General features: G+C 48.9%; 16 protein-coding genes and 1 tRNA gene. 6 read left to right on the forward strand and 11 right to left on the reverse strand.

Translation table 11 applies throughout. The features are described from left to right. From rsmG to mnmE, 3 genes are read right to left on the reverse strand one after another with little or no spacing between them, the layout of a single operon-like run. The gene (rsmG, locus tag GOB58_RS01845) at positions 1–597 is read right to left on the reverse strand and encodes a 16S rRNA (guanine(527)-N(7))-methyltransferase RsmG (RefSeq protein ID WP_407651726.1); all 597 of its coding nucleotides are present in this window, start codon (positions 595–597) and stop codon (positions 1–3) included. Continuing rightward, positions 591–2,462 (reverse strand): tRNA uridine-5-carboxymethylaminomethyl(34) synthesis enzyme MnmG, encoded by a 1,872-nt coding sequence (gene mnmG / locus GOB58_RS01850; RefSeq protein ID WP_173559158.1) that lies wholly within the window; start codon positions 2,460–2,462, stop codon positions 591–593. The genes rsmG and mnmG overlap by 7 nt, the downstream gene beginning before the upstream one ends. A 24-nt stretch (positions 2,463–2,486) precedes the next feature. Beyond that, on the reverse strand, positions 2,487–3,809 hold the full coding sequence (gene mnmE / locus GOB58_RS01855; protein WP_173559159.1) for a tRNA uridine-5-carboxymethylaminomethyl(34) synthesis GTPase MnmE: 1,323 nt from the start codon (positions 3,807–3,809) through the stop codon (positions 2,487–2,489). A 152-nt stretch (positions 3,810–3,961) separates the two neighbouring features. Between mnmE and GOB58_RS01860 the strand changes: the two genes are divergently transcribed. Continuing rightward, complete coding sequence (locus GOB58_RS01860; RefSeq protein ID WP_173559160.1) at positions 3,962–4,429, forward strand: methylated-DNA--[protein]-cysteine S-methyltransferase; 468 nt, start codon at positions 3,962–3,964, stop codon at positions 4,427–4,429. 9 nt (positions 4,430–4,438) lie between these two features. On the opposite strand, the gene GOB58_RS01865 is transcribed toward GOB58_RS01860, so the two are convergent. Then, a complete protein-coding gene (locus GOB58_RS01865) occupies positions 4,439–5,104 on the reverse strand; it encodes a hypothetical protein (RefSeq protein WP_173559161.1) in 666 nt (221 codons plus the stop codon). 245 nt (positions 5,105–5,349) lie between these two features. Between GOB58_RS01865 and GOB58_RS01870 the strand changes: the two genes are divergently transcribed. Next, positions 5,350–6,258, forward strand: a complete 909-nt coding sequence (locus tag GOB58_RS01870; protein WP_233127719.1) for a DNA-methyltransferase — start codon at positions 5,350–5,352, stop codon at positions 6,256–6,258. 35 nt (positions 6,259–6,293) lie between these two features. On the opposite strand, the gene tyrS is transcribed toward GOB58_RS01870, so the two are convergent. Continuing rightward, complete coding sequence (gene tyrS / locus GOB58_RS01875) at positions 6,294–7,553, reverse strand: tyrosine--tRNA ligase (protein ID WP_173559162.1); 1,260 nt, start codon at positions 7,551–7,553, stop codon at positions 6,294–6,296. 81 nt (positions 7,554–7,634) lie between these two features. Then, complete coding sequence (tldD, locus tag GOB58_RS01880; protein WP_173559163.1) at positions 7,635–9,092, reverse strand: metalloprotease TldD; 1,458 nt, start codon at positions 9,090–9,092, stop codon at positions 7,635–7,637. Between the two features lie 192 nt (positions 9,093–9,284). Between tldD and treF the strand changes: the two genes are divergently transcribed. Further along, positions 9,285–11,438 (forward strand): alpha,alpha-trehalase TreF, encoded by a 2,154-nt coding sequence (gene treF / locus GOB58_RS01885; protein WP_242005181.1) that lies wholly within the window; start codon positions 9,285–9,287, stop codon positions 11,436–11,438. A 23-nt stretch (positions 11,439–11,461) separates the two neighbouring features. Here the strand turns inward: treF and GOB58_RS01890 are convergent, their stop codons facing one another. The 5 genes from GOB58_RS01890 to GOB58_RS01910 form a co-directional block, all read right to left on the reverse strand. Next, a complete protein-coding gene (locus GOB58_RS01890) occupies positions 11,462–12,151 on the reverse strand; it encodes a histidine phosphatase family protein (RefSeq protein WP_173559164.1) in 690 nt (229 codons plus the stop codon). A 74-nt stretch (positions 12,152–12,225) separates the two neighbouring features. Beyond that, the gene (locus GOB58_RS01895; RefSeq protein WP_086553735.1) at positions 12,226–13,347 is read right to left on the reverse strand and encodes a glycerophosphodiester phosphodiesterase; all 1,122 of its coding nucleotides are present in this window, start codon (positions 13,345–13,347) and stop codon (positions 12,226–12,228) included. A 12-nt stretch (positions 13,348–13,359) separates the two neighbouring features. After that, complete coding sequence (locus tag GOB58_RS01900; protein ID WP_173559165.1) at positions 13,360–15,813, reverse strand: TonB-dependent receptor; 2,454 nt, start codon at positions 15,811–15,813, stop codon at positions 13,360–13,362. Positions 15,814–16,084: 271 nt separating this feature from the next. Next, positions 16,085–16,160: transfer RNA gene (locus GOB58_RS01905), tRNA-Ala, on the reverse strand. Between the two features lie 87 nt (positions 16,161–16,247). Then, positions 16,248–16,883 carry a Maf family protein gene (locus GOB58_RS01910; protein ID WP_086553737.1) on the reverse strand — a complete coding sequence of 212 codons (636 nt, stop codon included), beginning with the start codon at positions 16,881–16,883 and terminating at the stop codon, positions 16,248–16,250. A gap of 367 nt (positions 16,884–17,250) precedes the next feature. On the opposite strand from GOB58_RS01910, the gene hemE reads away from it, so the two are divergent. Genes hemE through hemJ form a run of 3 tightly spaced genes read left to right on the forward strand, consistent with a single transcriptional unit; the run spans position 17,251 to position 19,483 of the window. Next, entirely contained in the window at positions 17,251–18,330 is a 1,080-nt protein-coding gene (gene hemE / locus GOB58_RS01915; RefSeq protein WP_173559166.1) for a uroporphyrinogen decarboxylase, read from the forward strand. Further along, the gene (locus GOB58_RS01920) at positions 18,327–19,028 is read left to right on the forward strand and encodes an HAD family hydrolase (protein WP_407651727.1); all 702 of its coding nucleotides are present in this window, start codon (positions 18,327–18,329) and stop codon (positions 19,026–19,028) included. Before hemE ends, GOB58_RS01920 begins: the two co-directional genes overlap by 4 nt. Positions 19,029–19,033: 5 nt before the next feature. Then, complete coding sequence (gene hemJ, locus GOB58_RS01925) at positions 19,034–19,483, forward strand: protoporphyrinogen oxidase HemJ (RefSeq protein ID WP_086553862.1); 450 nt, start codon at positions 19,034–19,036, stop codon at positions 19,481–19,483. The last annotated feature ends 4 nt before the right edge of the window (positions 19,484–19,487 follow it).

Consider the following 19,487-nt stretch of genomic DNA (forward strand, 5'->3'; position numbering starts at 1 on the left):
TCAGACACGTTTAAGATTGCTCACTTCCAAAATCAATCCGTCATGCCCTGTCATACCAGGGTGACAGCGAATAGTCATCTGCCAGAACGACTCAGCATCTTTAATTTCATTGATAGCGTTCTGACCTTTAAGAAAAACTGCCCGGCCTTCTTTTTTTAAAAGTGGCGCTGTCCACTCAAGCAACTTTGGCAGTGCAGCAAGGGCGCGGGCTGTCACCACATCTGCCGGGGCAATATCCACTTTCTCAATACGTTCAGCCAGCACCGTAACCGGAGCTTCAGTCAGGCGGGCAGCTTCACGCAGGAAAACTGCTTTGCGCTGATCAGACTCAACAAGCGTTGCCGGAATACCGGTTGCAATCGCGGCAACGATACCCGGAAAGCCACCCCCTGAGCCCAGATCTGTAAAACTTTCCGCTCCGGCAAGCAGAGGCACAATCTGCAGACTATCCTGCACATGCCGCTCCCACACCTGATGGATATCTTTGGGTGAGACCAGGTTAATACGCGGGTTCCACTTCAGCAAAAGCTCGACAAAACACTTCAGGCGTTCTTCTGTTTCACGTGAAACAGAGATGCTGTTACCAGACTTCATGATGCTGCCACGCGCTGACGAACGTGAACAAGCAACGCCACAAGAGCGGAGGGTGTCATACCCGGGATTCTCTGAGCAGCACTGAAGCTCTCCGGGCGAGCCTGTTCAAGACGCTCTTTCATTTCTGCACTCAGGCCACCAATAGCACCAAAATCCATCTGTGCAGGAAAGCGTATTTCACCATCAGCTTCAAGCTGCTTAATTTCTCGCTTCTGCCTGACCAGATAACCTTTATAACGGGCTTCGGTACGAACATGCTGAAACGCTCTTGGCGGCACCGTCGCCAGCCAGGGCGCTAACTTTTCAACCACATCCTCATCCGTGCCATAACCAAGAACATCCAGCAATGTTCTGCGCCGTCCATCCTGCGCCACTCTGACGCCTGACTGTGCAAGAATGTGAGCCGGCCAGCTTTCCTGCTCTGCACGCAGGGTCAGTTCATTAATAGCCTTACAGTCACTTTCAAACACAGCCTGACGTTCAGCACCAACACACCCCCACTCCACACCGGTGCGGGTCAGGCGCATGTCAGCATTATCTGCACGTAAGGTCAGACGATACTCAGCACGCGATGTAAACATACGATATGGCTCACTGACACCCTGTGTCGTCAGGTCATCAATCATCACACCAATATATGCTTTACCACGATCAAGCGTAACCGCAGCCTGCCCGCCAGCTTTGCGCGCCGCGTTTACTCCAGCCAGCAGACCCTGAGCACCGGCTTCTTCATAGCCTGTTGTTCCGTTGATCTGCCCAGCAAGGAACAGATTAGGGCATTTTCTCAACTCAAGAGAGGTCGTCAGCTCACGCGGGTCTACATAATCATACTCAACCGCATAACCAGGCTGTACGATCACCGCACGCTCAAGACCAGGAATTGTGTGAATCATCTCCTCCTGCACATCGGCAGGGAGACTGGTTGAAATACCATTAGGGTAAACAAGATGCCCGCCTTCATGATCGGGCAAGGCTTCCGGTTCAAGAAAAATCTGATGGCTGTTTTTTTCAGAAAATCTGACAACCTTATCCTCAATTGACGGACAGTAACGCGGCCCCTTACCTGAAATGGCACCACCATAAACGGCTGAAAGATGCAGATGTTTATTAATAATCGCGTGTGTTTTTTCAGTCGTAGCCGTAATCGCACAAACCATCTGAGGGTTTGTAATGGACTGTGTCAGACGACTGAAGCATTCCGGTGTTTCATCACCTTTATCTTCAGCCAGAGCCGCCCAGTCGATTGAACTCCGCAACAGGCGGGCCGGGGTACCTGTCTTGAGCCGGCTGATCGCCAACCCAAGGTTCCTCAGCCGTTCAGACAGAGCCACTGAAGGTTTTTCACCTGTACGGCCAGCAGGCTCTGAGTGATGACCAATATGAATAACACCACCAAGAAACGTGCCTGTAGTCAGCACGACAGCACCCGCATCATAACGTGTACCATCTTCACAGATCACACCTGTCACTTCACCCCGTTCATTGGTCAGGAGGTCACCGGCGGCACCTTCTCTGCACTCAAGACCCGAAGTTTCAGCCAGAAGCCCCTGGATAGCCTGACGATATAAAAAACGATCAGCCTGAGCCCGTGGCCCCTGCACAGCAGGCCCCTTGGAGCGGTTAAGCAATTTGAAATGAATGCCCGCACGGTCAGCAGCACGTGCCATAATACCATCAAGCGCATCAATCTCACGCACCAGATGCCCTTTACCGATACCTCCGATAGCGGGGTTGCACGACATGGCACCAACCGTGCTTTTTTTATGGGTCAGCAACAGTGTATGCGCACCACACCGTGCAGCAGCCGCGGCAGCTTCACAGCCAGCATGCCCACCACCAACAACAATCACATCATAACGCTGAGTCACCACATCAGGCCTTTTTCACCGCAGTTATTTTCCAATACAAAACTGCCCAAATATCGCATCAAGCACATCTTCAACTCCAACCAGACCTGTAATACGGCCCAGAGCACGCATAGCAAGCCGAATTTCTTCACCACGCAGCTCCGGCCACTGCTGCTCAAGCGCTGCAGCCAGACTCTGCTGTGCCTCCTGCACCCCAGCACGATGCCGGGCACGCGTCAGCAACGGGGCGCTCCCTGGCAGGCGGGCTGTCAGGCTTTCAACCTTACGCTCCAGAACATGCCGCAGGGCCTTCAACCCCTCTCCTGTTTTCAGACTGACGGGGATCACTTCATGCCCATGAACCTCTGAGGGAACCGGGATCAGATCAGCTTTATTTCCTATCAGTATGGCATCAGAAAAAACCTCTTCCGGTATAGTCGCTCCGGGGAACATCTGCAAAACACAATCTGCATGTTTCACGTGAAACAGTGCCCGCCTGACCCCTTCAGCCTCAATAATATCCTCAGTTTCACGCAAACCAGCTGTATCGATAAAAGTCACGCGCACACCTGCCAGTGTGCCCCCGACCTCAATCGCGTCACGCGTTGTGCCCTCTACTGAAGAAACAATCGCTGCATCGCGTTCAGCCAGCCAGTTAAGCAGGCTGGATTTGCCTGCATTAGGTGGCCCGGCAATAGCAAACACGACACCCCGACGAATACGCTCCCCTTTTTCACCATCCTGCAAATGGCTTTGCATTTCTGCAATCAGGTTACTGATCTCATCTGTTAATTTCTGCTCTGTTTCCTGTGGCAGATTCTCATCAGGAAAATCAATAAGCGCTTCCTGATAAGCCAGAATGTATTTCAGACGTTCGCGCCAGTTCTGATACAATTTGCTCAAAGCGCCATCTGACTGCGCCAGAGCCAGTTTACGCTGACTTTCTGTTTCAGCGGCTATAAGGTCAGCAATCCCCTCCGCCTCGACCAGATCCATCCGTCCGTTAGTAAACGCTCTGCGTGTAAATTCACCCGGCTCGGCAGGTCTTGCACCACTCTGCACAAGGGCTTCAGCTACCGCACTGATAATAGCAGGCCCGGCATGAAGATGAAGCTCAAACCCATCCTCCCCGGTATAACTCTCCGGGCCAGGAAACCAGAGCACAACAGCTTCATCGAGCAGGTTATCCTTCACAGCGCTGTCACGCCAGACACGCCGCAACACAGCGCGCCTGGGTGCCGGCAACGTGCCGCATAACTGCTGAAGCAAAACAGCACTCCCTGCCCCGCTGACACGCATAACCGCTATAGCTGCACGCTCAAGCCCTGTAGACAGAGCAAAAATGGTTTCGTTATGCTGATAAGCCATATTTTGCTTCATCCTCTCTACAGCCCCGTCACTGCACCGTTCATCTATTCCGGAGGCCAAAAAAGCAACATAAAATCTGACCAGACGGTATAAGATACCCAATAAATACTCTGCCTTACAGGCCTCGCTCCGTCTTACACAGGATATCTCTGATGCCTCAGCTCTCTCTTCACTCCCCCCTTGGGCCACTCACCCTCACTGAGGAGGATGGTAAGCTTATCTCTCTCGACTGGGGGTGGGGTCGTGACCAGACTGAAAACCCACAGCTCTGCGAAGCACGTGACTGGCTTGATCAGTGGTTTGATGACCCAAAAACAGCAAAGCCCTTCCCGTTACCTCTGGAACCTTTTGGTACCGTCTATCAGAAGAAAATATGGGCTGCATTATGTGATATCCCGGTCGGAACAGTCATAACCTATAAAGAACTGGCAGAGCGTGCCGGTGGCAGCCCGCGCTCTGCCGGACAGGCCGTGGGGCGCAACCCCATTCCTATTCTTATTCCCTGCCATCGTATCGTTAGTTCAACGCATCCAGGAGGCTATTCAGGGGATGGTGGCATTGATGATAAACTCTGGCTCCTGGAACTTGAAGAGGCCACCCTCCCCTTTACTAAAAAATAAAATCTCTCTTTAGCGTGGCACACAGCTCTCCGTCATTGAATTGAAAACGCGCCCTGCACTGCACCTGACAACATCTGATGGGGCAGCATAAGCCGGAGGCGCATAGGTTGAGGCCGCGGGCGCAGGGCTGCCCGCATAATAATCCGGCGTCGCGTAGTAGCTCTGATCAGCATAATAAGAGCTGTCTGCCACCGGCATAGCAGATGCCGCGACCAGCCCTCCGGCAACCAGCCCTACAGCGGAACCGACAAGAAACGGCGTTTGCCAGCCCCAGCCCCAACCCCAGCCGGGGCCTCCCCAGCCCCAGCCAGGACCAACCCAGCTCCAACCATAACCACCACCCCAGCCAGGGCCTCCCCACCGTGGACCGCCCCAGCCGGGACCAGGACCACCCCATCGAGGACCACCCCAGCCAGGGCCGGGGCCTCCCCACCGGGGACCACCGCCGTGAAAACCTCCGCCAGGGCCACCACCGTGAAAACCTCCGCCAGGGCCACCACCGTGAAAACCTCCGCCAGGGCCACCACCGTGAAAACCTCCGCCAGGGCCACCACCGTGAAAGCCTCCGCCAGGGCCACCACCTGGATGTGCAGAAGCACAAACCAGCGGCATAGCAGACGATGTCAGCAACACCAGAGAGGCCATTATATTTTTAAAAATGACTTTTTTACCCATGTCCTGCTCCTGTTCGTCTGCCATGGAAAACCATATTTTTCAGAAATAAGAAGGCAATCTCATGGCGCTGATAAGGCGGGTTACCTTCACCCCGTTCCCCCGCAAAAACTCTAAAACGCATTGACAACATCATTTATTGCGTACTAGCCAGGAGGAGATGGACTCTGCGGGTCTTCTCCTGTGCAGACCATATTTCTGAGTGTCTGCTCTGCTCAGAAAAACGTCAATCCAAAGGCAACTGCTTCATGACGCACACCGCACCAGAGAAGATGCTGGCAGCCTGTTTTTCACGTAACGTCACAACAGCTGGCCGGCAGACTATTGTGCAGGGAGACTGCCTGAAACAGATTAAACGCCTGCCCGATGCCTGTGCTGATATCATCATTACCTCACCGCCTTATAATATTGGCCTGAGCTACAACTCATATGATGACACAATGCCCCGCCTTCAATACCTTAAATGGCTGGCACGACTGAGCGAGCAGCTTGATCGTATTTTAAAAGAAGATGGATCGTTTTTTCTCAATGTCGGCGGCACCGGTGCAGATCCGTGGCTTACCCACGAAATTGCCTCAGCTTTCAGGCATGAGTTTATTCTGCAAAATAACATTATATGGGTAAAGTCGATCAGCATTGATGAAGAAAGTTTTGGCCATTTTAAACCAATTAACAGCCCACGCTTTCTCAACAATAATTATGAGCATATTTTTCATTTTACAAAAACAGGCACAAATACAATAGACCGCCTGGCAGTTGGCGTGCCTTTTAAAGATAAATCTAACATTTCCCGCTGGGGTCATACGCGCGATAAACGCTGCGCAGGGAATGTGTGGCACATCCCTTACAAAACAGTCCTCTCAAAAACACAGAAATTTAATCACCCGGCAAGTTTCCCTGAAGAATTACCCATACGCTGCATGAAACTGCACGGAGGGGACAATCTTACCGTTATTGATCCCTTCCTGGGGTCTGGCACGACACTTGCCGCAGCTGAACAGCTGGGCCACTACGGCACAGGTTTTGAGATTGATGCTGATTATATTGAAACCTGCGTTGCGCGCATAAACACAATAGCAGAGAGCCGGAGGGCTGGTATGCCAGTCAGAAAACTCAGCCGGCGCCAGCAAATCATACAAAAAAATAGCAGGGGATAATTTTACCCCCTGCTCTGCTGGCCACACGCCTTTAATCAGGCAACTCTTACCTGAATATGATGCTTTTTGCCTGACGAGAGGCGAATTGCGCCATCAACTGTATCCTGACGCGTAATCAGCTGATTTTCATCTTTCACAGCAACCATGTTAACCCGTGCACCACCACCGCGAATTAAGCGGCGGGCTTCACCGTTGGTTTTAACAAGACCAGATTCAGCAAGCAGGCGGAAAACAGGAATACCCTCTGCCAGATCAGCTTCAGAGACCGTATAGACGGGCAGATCATCTGCAACAATCTGCCCCTCCTCAAAAGTCTTACGTGCGGCCTCAGCCGCAGCCTCGGCAGCCTCACGGCCATGGCACAATGCCGTTGCCTCTGTTGCCAGAATTTTCTTGGCTTCGTTAATGTCTGCGCCCTCAAACGCAGCCAGACGCTCACACTCATCCAGAGGCAGTTCGGTAAAGAGGCGCAGAAAGCGACCTGTGTCAGCATCTTCCACATTACGCCAGAACTGCCAGTAATCGAACACCGGTAAACGCGCCTCTGACAGCCAGACGGCACCGTTCGCTGTTTTACCCATTTTAGCGCCGGAGGACGTGGTCAGCAGCGGTGTGGTCAGCCCCATGACCTGCGTCTGGTCTGTACGGCGCACCAGATCAACACCTGAGACAATATTACCCCACTGGTCTGATCCGCCAAGCTGCAGGGTCACACCATGACGACGGTTGAGTTCACGGAAATCATATGACTGAAGGATCGAGTAATTAAACTCAAGGAAAGTCAGCCCCTGATCGCGGTCGAGACGATTTTTAACTGAGTCAAATGCGAGCATACGATTGATCGAGAAATGCACTCCGACATCACGTAGCAGGTCGATATAAGCCAGCTTATCAAGCCAGTCTGCGTTATTGACCAGTCTGACATCAGACGTATTTTCACCAAAGCGAAGAAACTGCCGCAGACACCCCTCAATACCGGCAAGATTGGACTGAATGATGTCCTCTGTCATCAGTCTGCGTGCTTCTTCACGGAAAGACGGATCACCAATACGGGCTGTACCACCACCCACCAGCGCCACAGGCCTGTGGCCATGTTTTTGCAGCAAACGCAGCATCATAATCTGAATAAGGCTGCCCACATGCAGGCTGTCAGCTGTGGGGTCAAACCCTATATACGCAGCCACAGGCCCCTTTGCCATGGCTTCATCAAGTGCCTGCGGGTCTGTGCACTGGAAAATAAAACCCCGAGCCGAAGCTTCCTGCATAAAAGAGCTGCTATAGCCGTTCTCAACCATTGTCTTACCTTATTCTGTCGCGCTGCATCATGCTGATATTAACAAACCATGCCCTGGCCAGGCCTATGGCTGTGTCAGTTATCAGGCTGTACCACCTACTGTAAGCCCCGTCATTTTCAGGGTTGGCTGCCCTACACCTACAGGAACCCCCTGCCCGGCTTTTCCACAGACACCAATGCCAGGATCAAGCGCCATATCACTGCCGATCATAGAAACCTGTCTCATAGCCTCAGCACCGCTGCCAATCAGTGTTGCCCCCTTAACGGGTGCAGTGACTTTACCATCTTCGATCAGATATGCCTCAGATGCTGAGAAAACAAATTTTCCTGACGTTATATCAACCTGCCCGCCACCAAAATGAACGGCATACAGACCACGCTTGACCGAACGGATCATGTCATCAACTGAAGCCTGGCCTGGCATCATAATCGTATTGGTCATACGTGGCAGAGGCACGTGTGCATAAGACTGACGACGACCGTTACCCGTCGGAGCCATATTCATGAGACGGGCATTCTGACGGTCCTGGAGGTAGCCTGTGAGAATCCCATCCTCGATAAGCACCGTGCGGCCGGCTGGTGTGCCCTCATCGTCGATAGTCAGGCTGCCGCGCCGGTCAGGAAGTGAACCATCATCAACAACTGTAACACCGGGAGCTGCAATCTGCTTACCCATCATGCCGGCGAAAGCTGATGTACCTTTACGGTTAAAATCACCTTCAAGACCATGGCCCACAGCTTCATGCAGCAAAATGCCAGGCCAGCCAGCACCAAGAACAACCTCCATCTCTCCGGCCGGAGCCGGACGCGCATCAAGAGCGACCAGCGCCTGCCTCAGAGCTTCGTCAGCAGCAGACTGCCATGTTTCAGACTCCAGCAGGCGATTGATCTCATAACGCCCTCCCAGACCATGGCTACCACTTTCACGTTTGCCATTCTGCTCTGCGACAACAGAAACATTCAGCCGCACCAGCGGGCGTAAATCAGCCACACGTGAACCATCAGCACGTATAATCTGCACGGCCTGCCATTCACCTGACAATGAGGCCATAACCTGCACTACGCGGCTATCCTTACCACGGGCATAGGCATCAATCTGTGACAAAAGCCCTGAGCGGGCTGCAAAATCGCTCTCACCTAGCGGATTAGCGTCGGTATAGAGGCGTGTATTGGTTGAGCGTGGAGGCAGGGCCATAACCCCTGACCGCCCTGCCCTGACCGCAGATACCGTTTCAGCTGCCCGTTTCAGTGCTGTCTTACTCAGGTCATCTGAGTGAGCAAAACCGGTTTCCTCCCCCAGAACAGAGCGCAAACCAAAGCCACAACTGGTATTAAAAGACGCTGAGCGGATCACTCCGTCATCAAGCGAAATGCTTTCACTTTCACGATACTCAAGAAACAATTCACCATCATCCATACCATCCAGGGCAGAATGAGTCAGACTTTCGGCCTCATTCTGTGCCAGAAGGGCCTCCGGACGCCTGAAAAACAGATCATCTGTAACAGCAAGAGCTCCGGGGCTTGAAGAATGAGACGACATGATTAACACTCCTGAATAAGGATCGTAACGACACACTGTAAAGCATCACTGATTACGAAAAAATATAGCGCGTGCAGGGGGAACATTAAACCCTTCCAAACTCTGCCCGTTTTACTCCAGGATGTGCATACTCTCTTCACCATAACTCTGATGCCGCGAAGAGACACTTTATTGCCGGGAAGACAACAGACTATGAGCATATCGCACCATAAAAAAAACCTTATAAGTTATTCCGCTCTGTCAGCCACAGGCTCTGTGTGCATCACTCTTCTTGCAATATTAAATTCTCCCGTTATGGCAGCACCGGCAGAGACGCCCTCTGCCCCGGCTACGGCGATAGAACATGCAGCCCTTCCCTCTGAACCTCCCGCAGCAGCACCTGCAACTGTTGAACAGGCTACAGGGGCTGAGGCCCCCGCTCCGGCGACGGCAATTCAGCATGCTGCATTATCTGCATCTGCCGGGCTTTCAGCCATATCTGACGAAGTTAAAGAAAGCACAACTGAGACACAGACAGCTGCGGCAGATACAACAACAGCACAGCCGTCACTGCCCTTACCTTCGCCCCAGGCGACTGCAACACCCATTATTTCTCCGATGGTTGTGCCGCAGGATTTAAGACCGCCTTCGGTCTCACTCGGAGATCTTTTTGTTGCGATACATCGTGCCAAAATCTATACAGATCCAAAATCTGCCTCTGATGCGACACCAGACCAGTCTCCTGACTCTCTGGTTGCTTTGTGGAAACAGGAAAAAGATAAACCCGGTTTTGACCTGAAAACATTCGTAACAAAACATTTTACTATGCCCGTGTTACGAACAGCATCCTATTCTCGAAAACCTGATGAAAATGTAAGAGATTATATAAATGGGATGTGGGATGTTTTAACCCGCAAAGCAGATCAGCCTGTTGCCTGGTCATCCTTACTCTCTTTGCCAAATGATTATATCGTTCCTGGAGGGCGTTTTTCGGAATGTTATTACTGGGACACATATTTTACAATGATAGGTCTTTATGAAGATCAGCATATCGACCTGATGCGTAACATGGTAAAAAATATTGCCTCTCTCATTGATCGTTATGGCTTTATGCCTAACGGTAATCGTACATATTATATGGGCCGGTCACAGCCTCCGTTTTTCTCGGTTATGCTTGATCTTCTGGCAAGTCATGACGGACAAATAACATACACCACTTTCCTTCCGGCATTGCGACGTGAATATGACTACTGGACGAAAGGAATGGCTGACCTGAAACCCGGAAACGTATCTCATCATGTTGTAAAACTTGATGATGGAAGCATTATGTTTCGCCCATGGGACGATATGGATACCCCCCGGGATGAAAGCTATATTCAGGATATTGAAACAGCCGAAAAAACAAAGCGTGATAAAGCTGACCTGTGGCGAAATCTGAGAGCCGGTGCTGAAACAGGCTGGGACTATTCATCCCGCTGGCTGTCAGATGGCAAAACACTTTCAACCATTCAGGCAACATCACTGGTCATTATAGAATATAACTGCCTTATGGTACATCTTGAGCAAACTCTTGCTCATGCCTATGCCCTTAAAAACAATAAGGAAGAAGAAGCTTTTTTCACAAGACAGGCTGTTGAGCTTACCAATGCTATTAACACGTATTTATGGAATGCTCAGAAAGGTGCTTATTTTGATTATAACTGGCAGACAAAAAAACAAAGCGATATTTTATCTGTTGCAACAACCGTGCCTCTCTTTTTTCATCTGGCGTCACAAAAGCAAGCTGATGCCGTTGCAGAAACAATTGAAAAACACCTTCTGAAAAAAGGAGGTTTAACACAAACAGATCGTGAAACAGGACAACAGTGGGACTATCCTAATGGCTGGGCTCCTAATGAGTGGATGAGTATTAAGGGGCTTGAACAATATGGTCATAGTAAACTGGCAGAAGAAATTGCACGGCGCTGGATGGAACGTGTTATTGGAACATATGAGAAAAGTGGTGTTCTGCTCGAAAAATATGATGTTGTATCTGAACAAATAAACCCTAAAGGTGGTGCCGGAGGCGGAGAATACCCGATGCAGATTGGGTTTGGCTGGACAAATGGTACACTTCTGGGACTTATGAACCGCTACCCGCAAAAAATGCGTAATATTCTTGATAAAAATCCATTAGCAGACCAGCCGGATCAACAGCCTTTGCCGCCGGTAGATGCCTGGAACGCTAAAGGGCCGGAAATTTCTATTACCGAAAAATCACCTGTTAAAGGTATGCCTCTGTCTGCTCTGCATACTGAACCATCCCCCCAGGTCGTAAATCCACCATCACCGCAGGAAAGAGTGAACTCTAAAGACCCTTCTCCTTAATGGAGAAGGTCTTAAAAACAATATTATATACCGGGAAGTTCATTAACTGTTACAACACGCCAGCCTTCATCAAGACGTTCGAGAATAGTCACAGACAAATTCTGAATTGAAAAATGTAAGGCTGTTTCTATATGAACAGACAATGCATGTGACAGAGCTGCACGAATAGCTCCGCCATGACTGACCGCAATAATGTTTTGTCCCGCATACTGGTGCGAAAGGCGATCAAGAGCGCGACCAGCACGGGCAGTCACCTCGACCATACTCTCACCATCAGGGGGGCACTCAGTCGCTGAAACAGGCCAGAACGGATGTGGCGGCATATACAGATAAGCCGTGACATCACTGTGAGGCATTCCCTGCCAGTCTCCAAGATTTTGTTCAATAAAGCCTGGTTCAACGTCTGCATGCGCCGGACCATAGCCTGCATCCCATATCGCTTCAGCTGTTTTTCTGGTGCGTGAAAGAGGCGTAACCAGCCAGTGTGCCTCCCTCGGCAGGCGTGCTGCGAGAGCTTCATACATCGGACGCTGCGCAATGAGTGTGTCCGGGCATAATGGCACATCAAGGGTGCCATAAAGGTTCATACGCGCATTCTGTTCAACCAGTGCATGCCTGATAAACCAGAAGCGCGTAATCCCCGAAGCCAGCTGTGGGGTATCAAGGAAATTTCCCTGATTAAACTGAGCGGGAGCTGATACATTTTTTTTCAAGGTTATACCACCATCGTGCTATTAGCCCTGATTATGTAGCAAGCCCCCTCTCAGCAGGCAAAGTAATAAAACGATTAAATACCATCAACGGCCTGACGACCAATAGCCGGGTCATCAGTAAAGAAACCATCAAGCCCCATATCGAGATAACGGCGCATTTCAGCAACTGAACCAGGAATATTGCGCGCTGTATCCCCGTCATTGTTACGGAGCTGAAGGGGCAGACAAATATTCTCTGGGCGGCAGGTGTAGGCATGCACCAGTAAACCTGCTGCATGTGCATCATCAATCAGGGTTGTTGGCTTTTGCCATGCACCGTGAGCATCACGCGGGATCAGATCAGTGAGAGACGGACCAATTACGTCAGCATACGTTCTGACATGCTTAAGGCCTTCTGGTGTCATCAGCTGCCCAAAAGTGGTTTTATCTCCTTTAGCCAGCAAATCAGGTGGTATCTGATTACGTTCACCCATCAGAAACATTACTCTGGCCTGAGGGTTAATCTCTTTTACAGCCTTATTGAGTTTATGCAGGTTACCTGTTTCAAAAGACTGCACTTCAAGTGGCGCCTGACGTGTATAATCATGTGCCGCAATCACTTCAAGAAACCTGGTTTCAGGATCAAGCCCCAGAGCATGAAAATGCGTTGAATTTTTTACTTCAGGAATAATACCAATAATCCGTCCGCGCGCTGCAGATTCAGCTGCAACAAAATCAATCATTTCCTCAAAAGTAGGAATATCAAAGCGCCCGTTATAACGAGTATTATGAGGGCGTAATTGCGGCAAACGCTCACGTGCACGAAGAGTTTTTAATTCAGCCAGAGTAAAGTCGGTCGTAAACCATCCGTTTTCCTCTCTGCCATCAATCACCATTGTCCGGCGTCGGTTTGCAAACTCTGGCCGGCTCGCAACATCACTGGTTTCTACAATATTACTTTCATGACGGCAAACCAGAACACCATCTTTTGTTGGCACAAGATCAGGCTCAACAAAATCAGCTCCATCTGCAATCGCTTTTGCATATGAACCCAGCGTATGCTCAGGCCTTTGTGCTGAACAGCCACGATGCGCAAAAACCAGAGGCTTTGGTGCTAAAGACGGAGTGGCCTGAGCTGAACTGGCTTTAAAACCTCTGGCAATGACAGGCATTGCCAGAGTAGCGCACAGTAAGGAACGACGTGAAAAAGAAACCATAACCACGCCCTCTCAGAATGTGCTGCTAATTGTAAGGAAATACATGCGTGGTGCAATCGGGAAAGCCGTATACTGGCCAGACGCATTGTTTGCGTTGATTGTTGACCACCCTTTTTCATTCGTCAGGTTCGTAACATTTCCCTGAATGCGCAGATTACGCACATGAGGAATACCTGTAATGTTATAACCCGCATTCAGGCTAAACAATGCATAAGCTGATGCATGAAGATCGTTTGTAAACGTTGTATAACGCTTACCGACAACATCCCCCACAAACTGCGCATCGAAATTACCCCAGTGGGTCGAAGCCACAAATTTTTCAGTCCAGTTAGGCACGTCAGCAACATTTCTGCCAGCCGTATGCACCACGGTCGAACCAGTTATATAATTATCGTTATAAACAGACTTATTGTAAGAAAGAGCGTTATAGAATGAGAAATGGTTACCAAACTGCGCGGTGAACGAGAAATCCATACCGTCGGTGGTTACTGACCCCACGTTTGTCAGGGTTGTAGCACTTCCTACGATAGAAGACAGAGTTTGTGTTGATGCTACTGCCAGCAAACGGTTTGAGAAATGAACATGATAATATTCAAGCTGACCACTGATGTTTGTCAGAGGACCAAAATGCACACGTCGGTTGGTACGCAGGCCTGTTTCATACGTCCATGATGATTCAGCTTTACCATGACGTTTGAAGTCTTCAAATGCTTCCTGGCTAGTTACACCCCAGGGGGTTGCATTACCATAACCAGCAGCCTGGAATGATCTTACGTTTTCCTGAATATTAGCAAACCACTGCTCATGTTTTGTAATATTCCACAATGCACCAAATGAGGGCAGGAAAGGTTTAACTGTTGAAATTGTACCGCCAGGAACTGTTATCGCTGTTTTAGGTGACAATGAACCCGGGATAGCAGAAACAGGCAGCGTACCATTGGTATAAACCAGCTCAGATTTAAATCCGGCATTTAACAGGAAATTTTTAGTAACCTGCCAGTTATCCTGCAAATGTGTGGTCCAGGTATTTGTATAAAAATTGTTGGTATATTGTTTAATTAACGGATTATGCTGACGGTCATAAGGTGTCGTGGGGTCAGATGCGCTAAATGGATACCAGCGACGGGCCTGCGTGTTGTTATTGCGCTCATACCAGCCACCCAGTTCGATATGATGATGACCAAGCTTATAACTCAGATTGCTGATAACGCCACCACGATTGTCCCAGTACTCTGTTGTTCTGGTCGCAATACCAGAACCACCAAATACTGTTTTCAGATCCTGTCCCGGAAAATATGAAGAAAACATTGCAGGCAGACCAGCAGCGCTGATCGGCCCTGCGACCACACCTTCACCAAGATCATGATGATAGTAAAAACTCGTGTCCCATTTTAAATTTTCACTGAAATCATGGTGCCATTTTGTATACATCAGGAAGTCTTCACGCTGTGCCGCAGAATAATAGTTGCGGTAGTTCAGACCTGCCTGTTTATACTCTGATGAATTATAGTACTGTAATGCCTGGTTAAGATTAGGATACATAAAGGGGCGCACATAAAGTGAGCCACCATTAGGCATCACAATGCCGTCTTCATTAGGCTCAACTTTATTGGACCAGTCGAAAAACACAGTGACTTTGTTTTTCTTATCTTCATGCACAAACTTGGCGTTAACCTGGTTACCACCCTGATGACCGGCAAAGTCCCACGCACGGGCGTCCTGACGGGCCCAGGATACATATGCTGAGTTACCATTGCCAAAGTCACCGGTATCAATACGGGCAAATGTACGAAATGTAGACCAGCTGCCAAAAGTCTGATTCAGCTGACCACCCGCACGGTGCAGAGGGTCCTGTGTGGTAAACTCAAGTGTTCCGCCCAAATTACTGGTTGAAGCCGTACCAAGCGCACCAGCCCCTGTCGCCACAGAAGCTGAGCCTATATTTTCACTAATCGCTGCACGCTGAGGTGAAAGGCCGTTATAGTTACCATAAGACTGATCACCCAGCGGAATACCATCAAGTGTAAAACCCAGCTGGCTCTGATTAAACCCATGTACGAACAAAGACATATTCTGTTCGTTATTACCCCATGGATCGGCATTGTTAAAAACCACACCAGGAAGAATCTGCAACGCCTTCAGCGGGTTAATCCCTGGTAAAATACGCTGCATTTCTGTGTGCCCGACCGTCTGCTCAGAGCGTGTATGGCGACCTGTCGCAATAATCTGTTCAGATCCACCTGAAGCCACCTGTGTAGCACGACGCCTGGCCTGGCGATGAGGCGCCCCGGCCACCAGAGGCATGGCAGCTGCTGGTTTTACCTGAACCTGCGAACGGTTATGTGTCGTATGCGTTGCATGTACATGACGAGTATTACCCGCAGCGTGTGCGACTGATAGTGCCAGTGGCGAGCAAAACAGCCATAGCGCAGCACGATGGAGAGACGGCGATGAAGATAAACGCATTGAAAAAGCTAAGCCTTGCAGGAAATGAAACCTGCCTCATTCATAAAAATGAAAAGCTACAAATAAGAGTTATAGTTTTATGACAACGCCTCAGAACAGGCACTTTGTGTTAAAATAAACACAATTAAGGAGAAAAATGTTTTTTCTATTGTTTCAGTTTTATGACAATAAAAAACATTACTATTAAACAATGAATGCAATGTATAACAGATCACAATAAAATTAGTTTATTATTTTATGTGATATTATTATTTTTAAAGGATTGAAAAACTGGTGGAGCCAATCGGGATCGAACCGACGACCTCTTGAATGCCATTCAAGCGCTCTCCCAACTGAGCTATGGCCCCGTGCAGTCATAAAGCTCTCACATTTGGGAATGGAGAGTTGATGACTGTCAGTTACAGGGAGTTGTAGTCGTTTGCAAGCCCCTTTTTTCAGGAAAAGATGACTTCTCTTTCACGTAGCGCCTGTAACAGCGGTAAGAGAGGCAGCCCAAGTATAGAAAAAAAATCGCCATCTATCTTTTCAAACAATTGCAGACCTGGCCCCTCCAGCCGATAAGCCCCAACCGAATGCAGGCAATGCTCCCCTTCTGTCTCCAGGTAAGCATCGAGAAATGCATCAGAAAAAAAACGCATCCTCAGATGAGACTGAGTAACATGCTGCCAGGTCACAGCGCCATCCATATATAAAGCTACAGCAGTATGCAGCGTATGCGTTCTGCCTCTCAGGGCTTTAAGCTGGTCACGCGCCTCAGCCAGCCCCGCAGGTTTATCATAACAGTCTCCCTCACATGACAGCATCTGGTCCGCACCAATTATACATCCTTCATGCAAGGCCGCGACCGCTGTGGCTTTTGCTTCAGCCAGAGACAACGCAACAGCCGAGGGGGAAAGGCCCTGCTTCATCCCCTCAAGCTTGAGAATATCCTCATCGACCTGCGCTGTATGTACACAAAAGGAGAGCCCAGCCTGCGTCAGAAGTTGTTTTCGGGCTGAAGACCCGCTGCCTAAAATCAGCCTGGCAGGTTCGTTATGCTCAGGAGTCGATGCTGAATGTGAAAATATCATAGAAACGAGTCCCTTATCGGTATGACGTGAAATCTGAGCTGTGTATAAAAAGTTGATAGCTGGGGTACGTGTGGATTGTACGATCTTCCTTTCTTCATTGTACCGAGTACCGTGAATAACAACCAGGAGTCATAAACCGGTGAATTGTACACAGCCCTTCTGTGGAGAATTCTGGATAACTTCAAAAAATGGCTATTTCCCAGTTACATAAAACTTGTACACACTGTGGGAAAGATGGGGTACATTTTTGGAATAGTGGGTACCCCATCATCCACAGTACCCTATAAACTCCACAAAAATTTCTTTTCTTTTTTATATTAAGGGAGGCCATGGACAGAGATGAAAAAGATGTGCAGGACTGCTGGACATGAATAACGAACCTCAAATCCCTTCGACGAAACGTTTGCTCAGAACCTTAAATGGTGAAGCACTCTGGCCCCCTCCTGTCTGGCTTATGCGGCAGGCTGGCAGGTTTTTACCTGAATTTCGTGCAGAACGTGCTAAGGCCGATTTTCTGACACGGTGTATGACACCTGATATAGCAACAGAATTAACGCTTCAGCCTATCCGTCGATTTGGAATGGATGGTGCTATTCTGTTCTCTGACATTCTGATTCTGCCATGGGCTATGGGTCAGTCACTTGAATTTGTAGAAAGCAAAGGTCCTCTTCTTTCTCCCATACGCTCAGAAGCAGATTTTAAGCGTCTTGATCGTCAGCGTATCGCAGATGTAACAGCTCCTGTTCTTGAAACACTTGGTCGTCTGAATAAAATTTTTAACGGCACAGACACAGTTGGTGTTGCAAAACCAGGTTCAACAACTCTGCTGGGCTTTACGGGCGCTCCTTTCACAGTTGCATGTTATATGGTTGAAGGAAAAGGCTCGCGGGATTTTGCAACTGTGCGAAAAATGGCTTTTTCTGAAACAGCTCTTTTTGATCGCTTAATTGCATTACTCACTGAAACAACCACAGAGTATCTCAGTGCGCAGATTACAGCCGGAGCTGAGGCTGTCATGTTGTTTGATTCATGGGCCGGTCTTTTACCACCTTCAGAATTCAGGCGATATGTCATTGAGCCAACCCGTCAGATTGTAGCATCGCTCAAAGCCCGTCACCCTAGGGTTCGTATAGTTGGTTTTCCGCGCCTTGGCGGCATTATGGTGCCTGAATATGCTGAAAAAACAGGAGTGGATGTTGTCGCTCTTGATACGGGGACTGATCTGAAAAAAATCCTGCCACTTCTGCCTCCTTCCGTCGGTGTGCAGGGTAATCTTGACCCGATTGCTGTTCTCGCTGGTGGTGAGGCGATGAAGCGTGAAGCTTTATACGTCAGGGAAGCCGGTAAAGGGCGGGCTCATGTTTTCAATCTTGGGCATGGTGTTTTACCTCAGACACCTGTTGAGCATGTGCAGGAACTGATCAGAACAATCAGAGAAGAGCCATAATAATGCAAACATCTTCAGTGCTGTCTTCTGAAGGCAAACTTAAACTTATTATTTTCGACTGTGATGGTGTTCTGGTCGACAGTGAGACAATTTGCTGTCAGGTCAGTGCTGAAGAGGCCCGTCTGGCTGGTATGGAGGCACCTGAAGAAAAAGCTGTTGAGCAGTTTTCAGGTATGGCATTGTCTCTTATTCAGCAAAAAATAGAGAAACAGACAGGAAAAAACCTTGGCCATGACTGGATCAGTAAAATGCAGAAGCGTTTTATTGAGGCTATGGAAGATCACCTTGAACCAGTTGATGGTGTTTATGACATGCTTAAGAGAGTTGAAAAACTCTCTGTTCCTGTAAGGGTCGGTTCAAATTCATCAGCTCTTGAGATGGATCTGAAATTTAAAAAACTGAATATGACACCTTATTTTCAGGATCGTATTCATTCTGCACAGGATATGGGAAAACCAAAGCCTGCACCAGATGTTTACATTAAAGCTGCATCAGATGAAGGCGTAAAACCTGAAAATTGTATCGTGCTTGAAGATAGTGATACAGGCGCCCGTGCCGCAGTGAATGCAGGTATGATGTGTGTTTTGCTTCGCGCGCCAGGTCTGCCTGTTCCTGACTGGCCAGGCCTTAAAGTTATCCATCATCTTTCAGAATTTTCTGATCTTATAGAAAATACTATAAATATTCAGAAAGAATGAAAAATATGTTTATGTTTCTTTTGCCGTGGGTTTCCTGGCTTCTTGCTTTTCATGTGATGTCTGTCATCGCATGGATGGCAGGTTTATTTTATCTGCCGCGTCTTTTTGTCTATCATTGTCAGGTTAAAATCGGGTCAGAGGAAAGTGCTCGTTTTAAACTGATGGAGAGACGTCTGCTGCGGGCAATTATGAACCCTGCCATGATATCAAGCCTTTTATTTGGTGCTCTTCTGACTTTAACACCCGGTCTTATAGACTGGTCATCCGGGTGGTGGTACTGCAAACTTGTTTCTCTTGTCGGTATGTTTGCTTTTCATGGGTGTTGCGCCCGCTGGAGAAAAGAATTTGACAGTGACAGCAACATACACTCTGAACGATATTATCGTATCGCTAACGAAGTGCCGACAATTTTTATGATTATTATTGTGATTATGGTAATCGTAAAACCATTCTGAATTT

The sequence above is a fragment of the Acetobacter thailandicus genome, from assembly GCF_011516655.1.
Taxonomy (GTDB): domain Bacteria; phylum Pseudomonadota; class Alphaproteobacteria; order Acetobacterales; family Acetobacteraceae; genus Acetobacter; species Acetobacter thailandicus.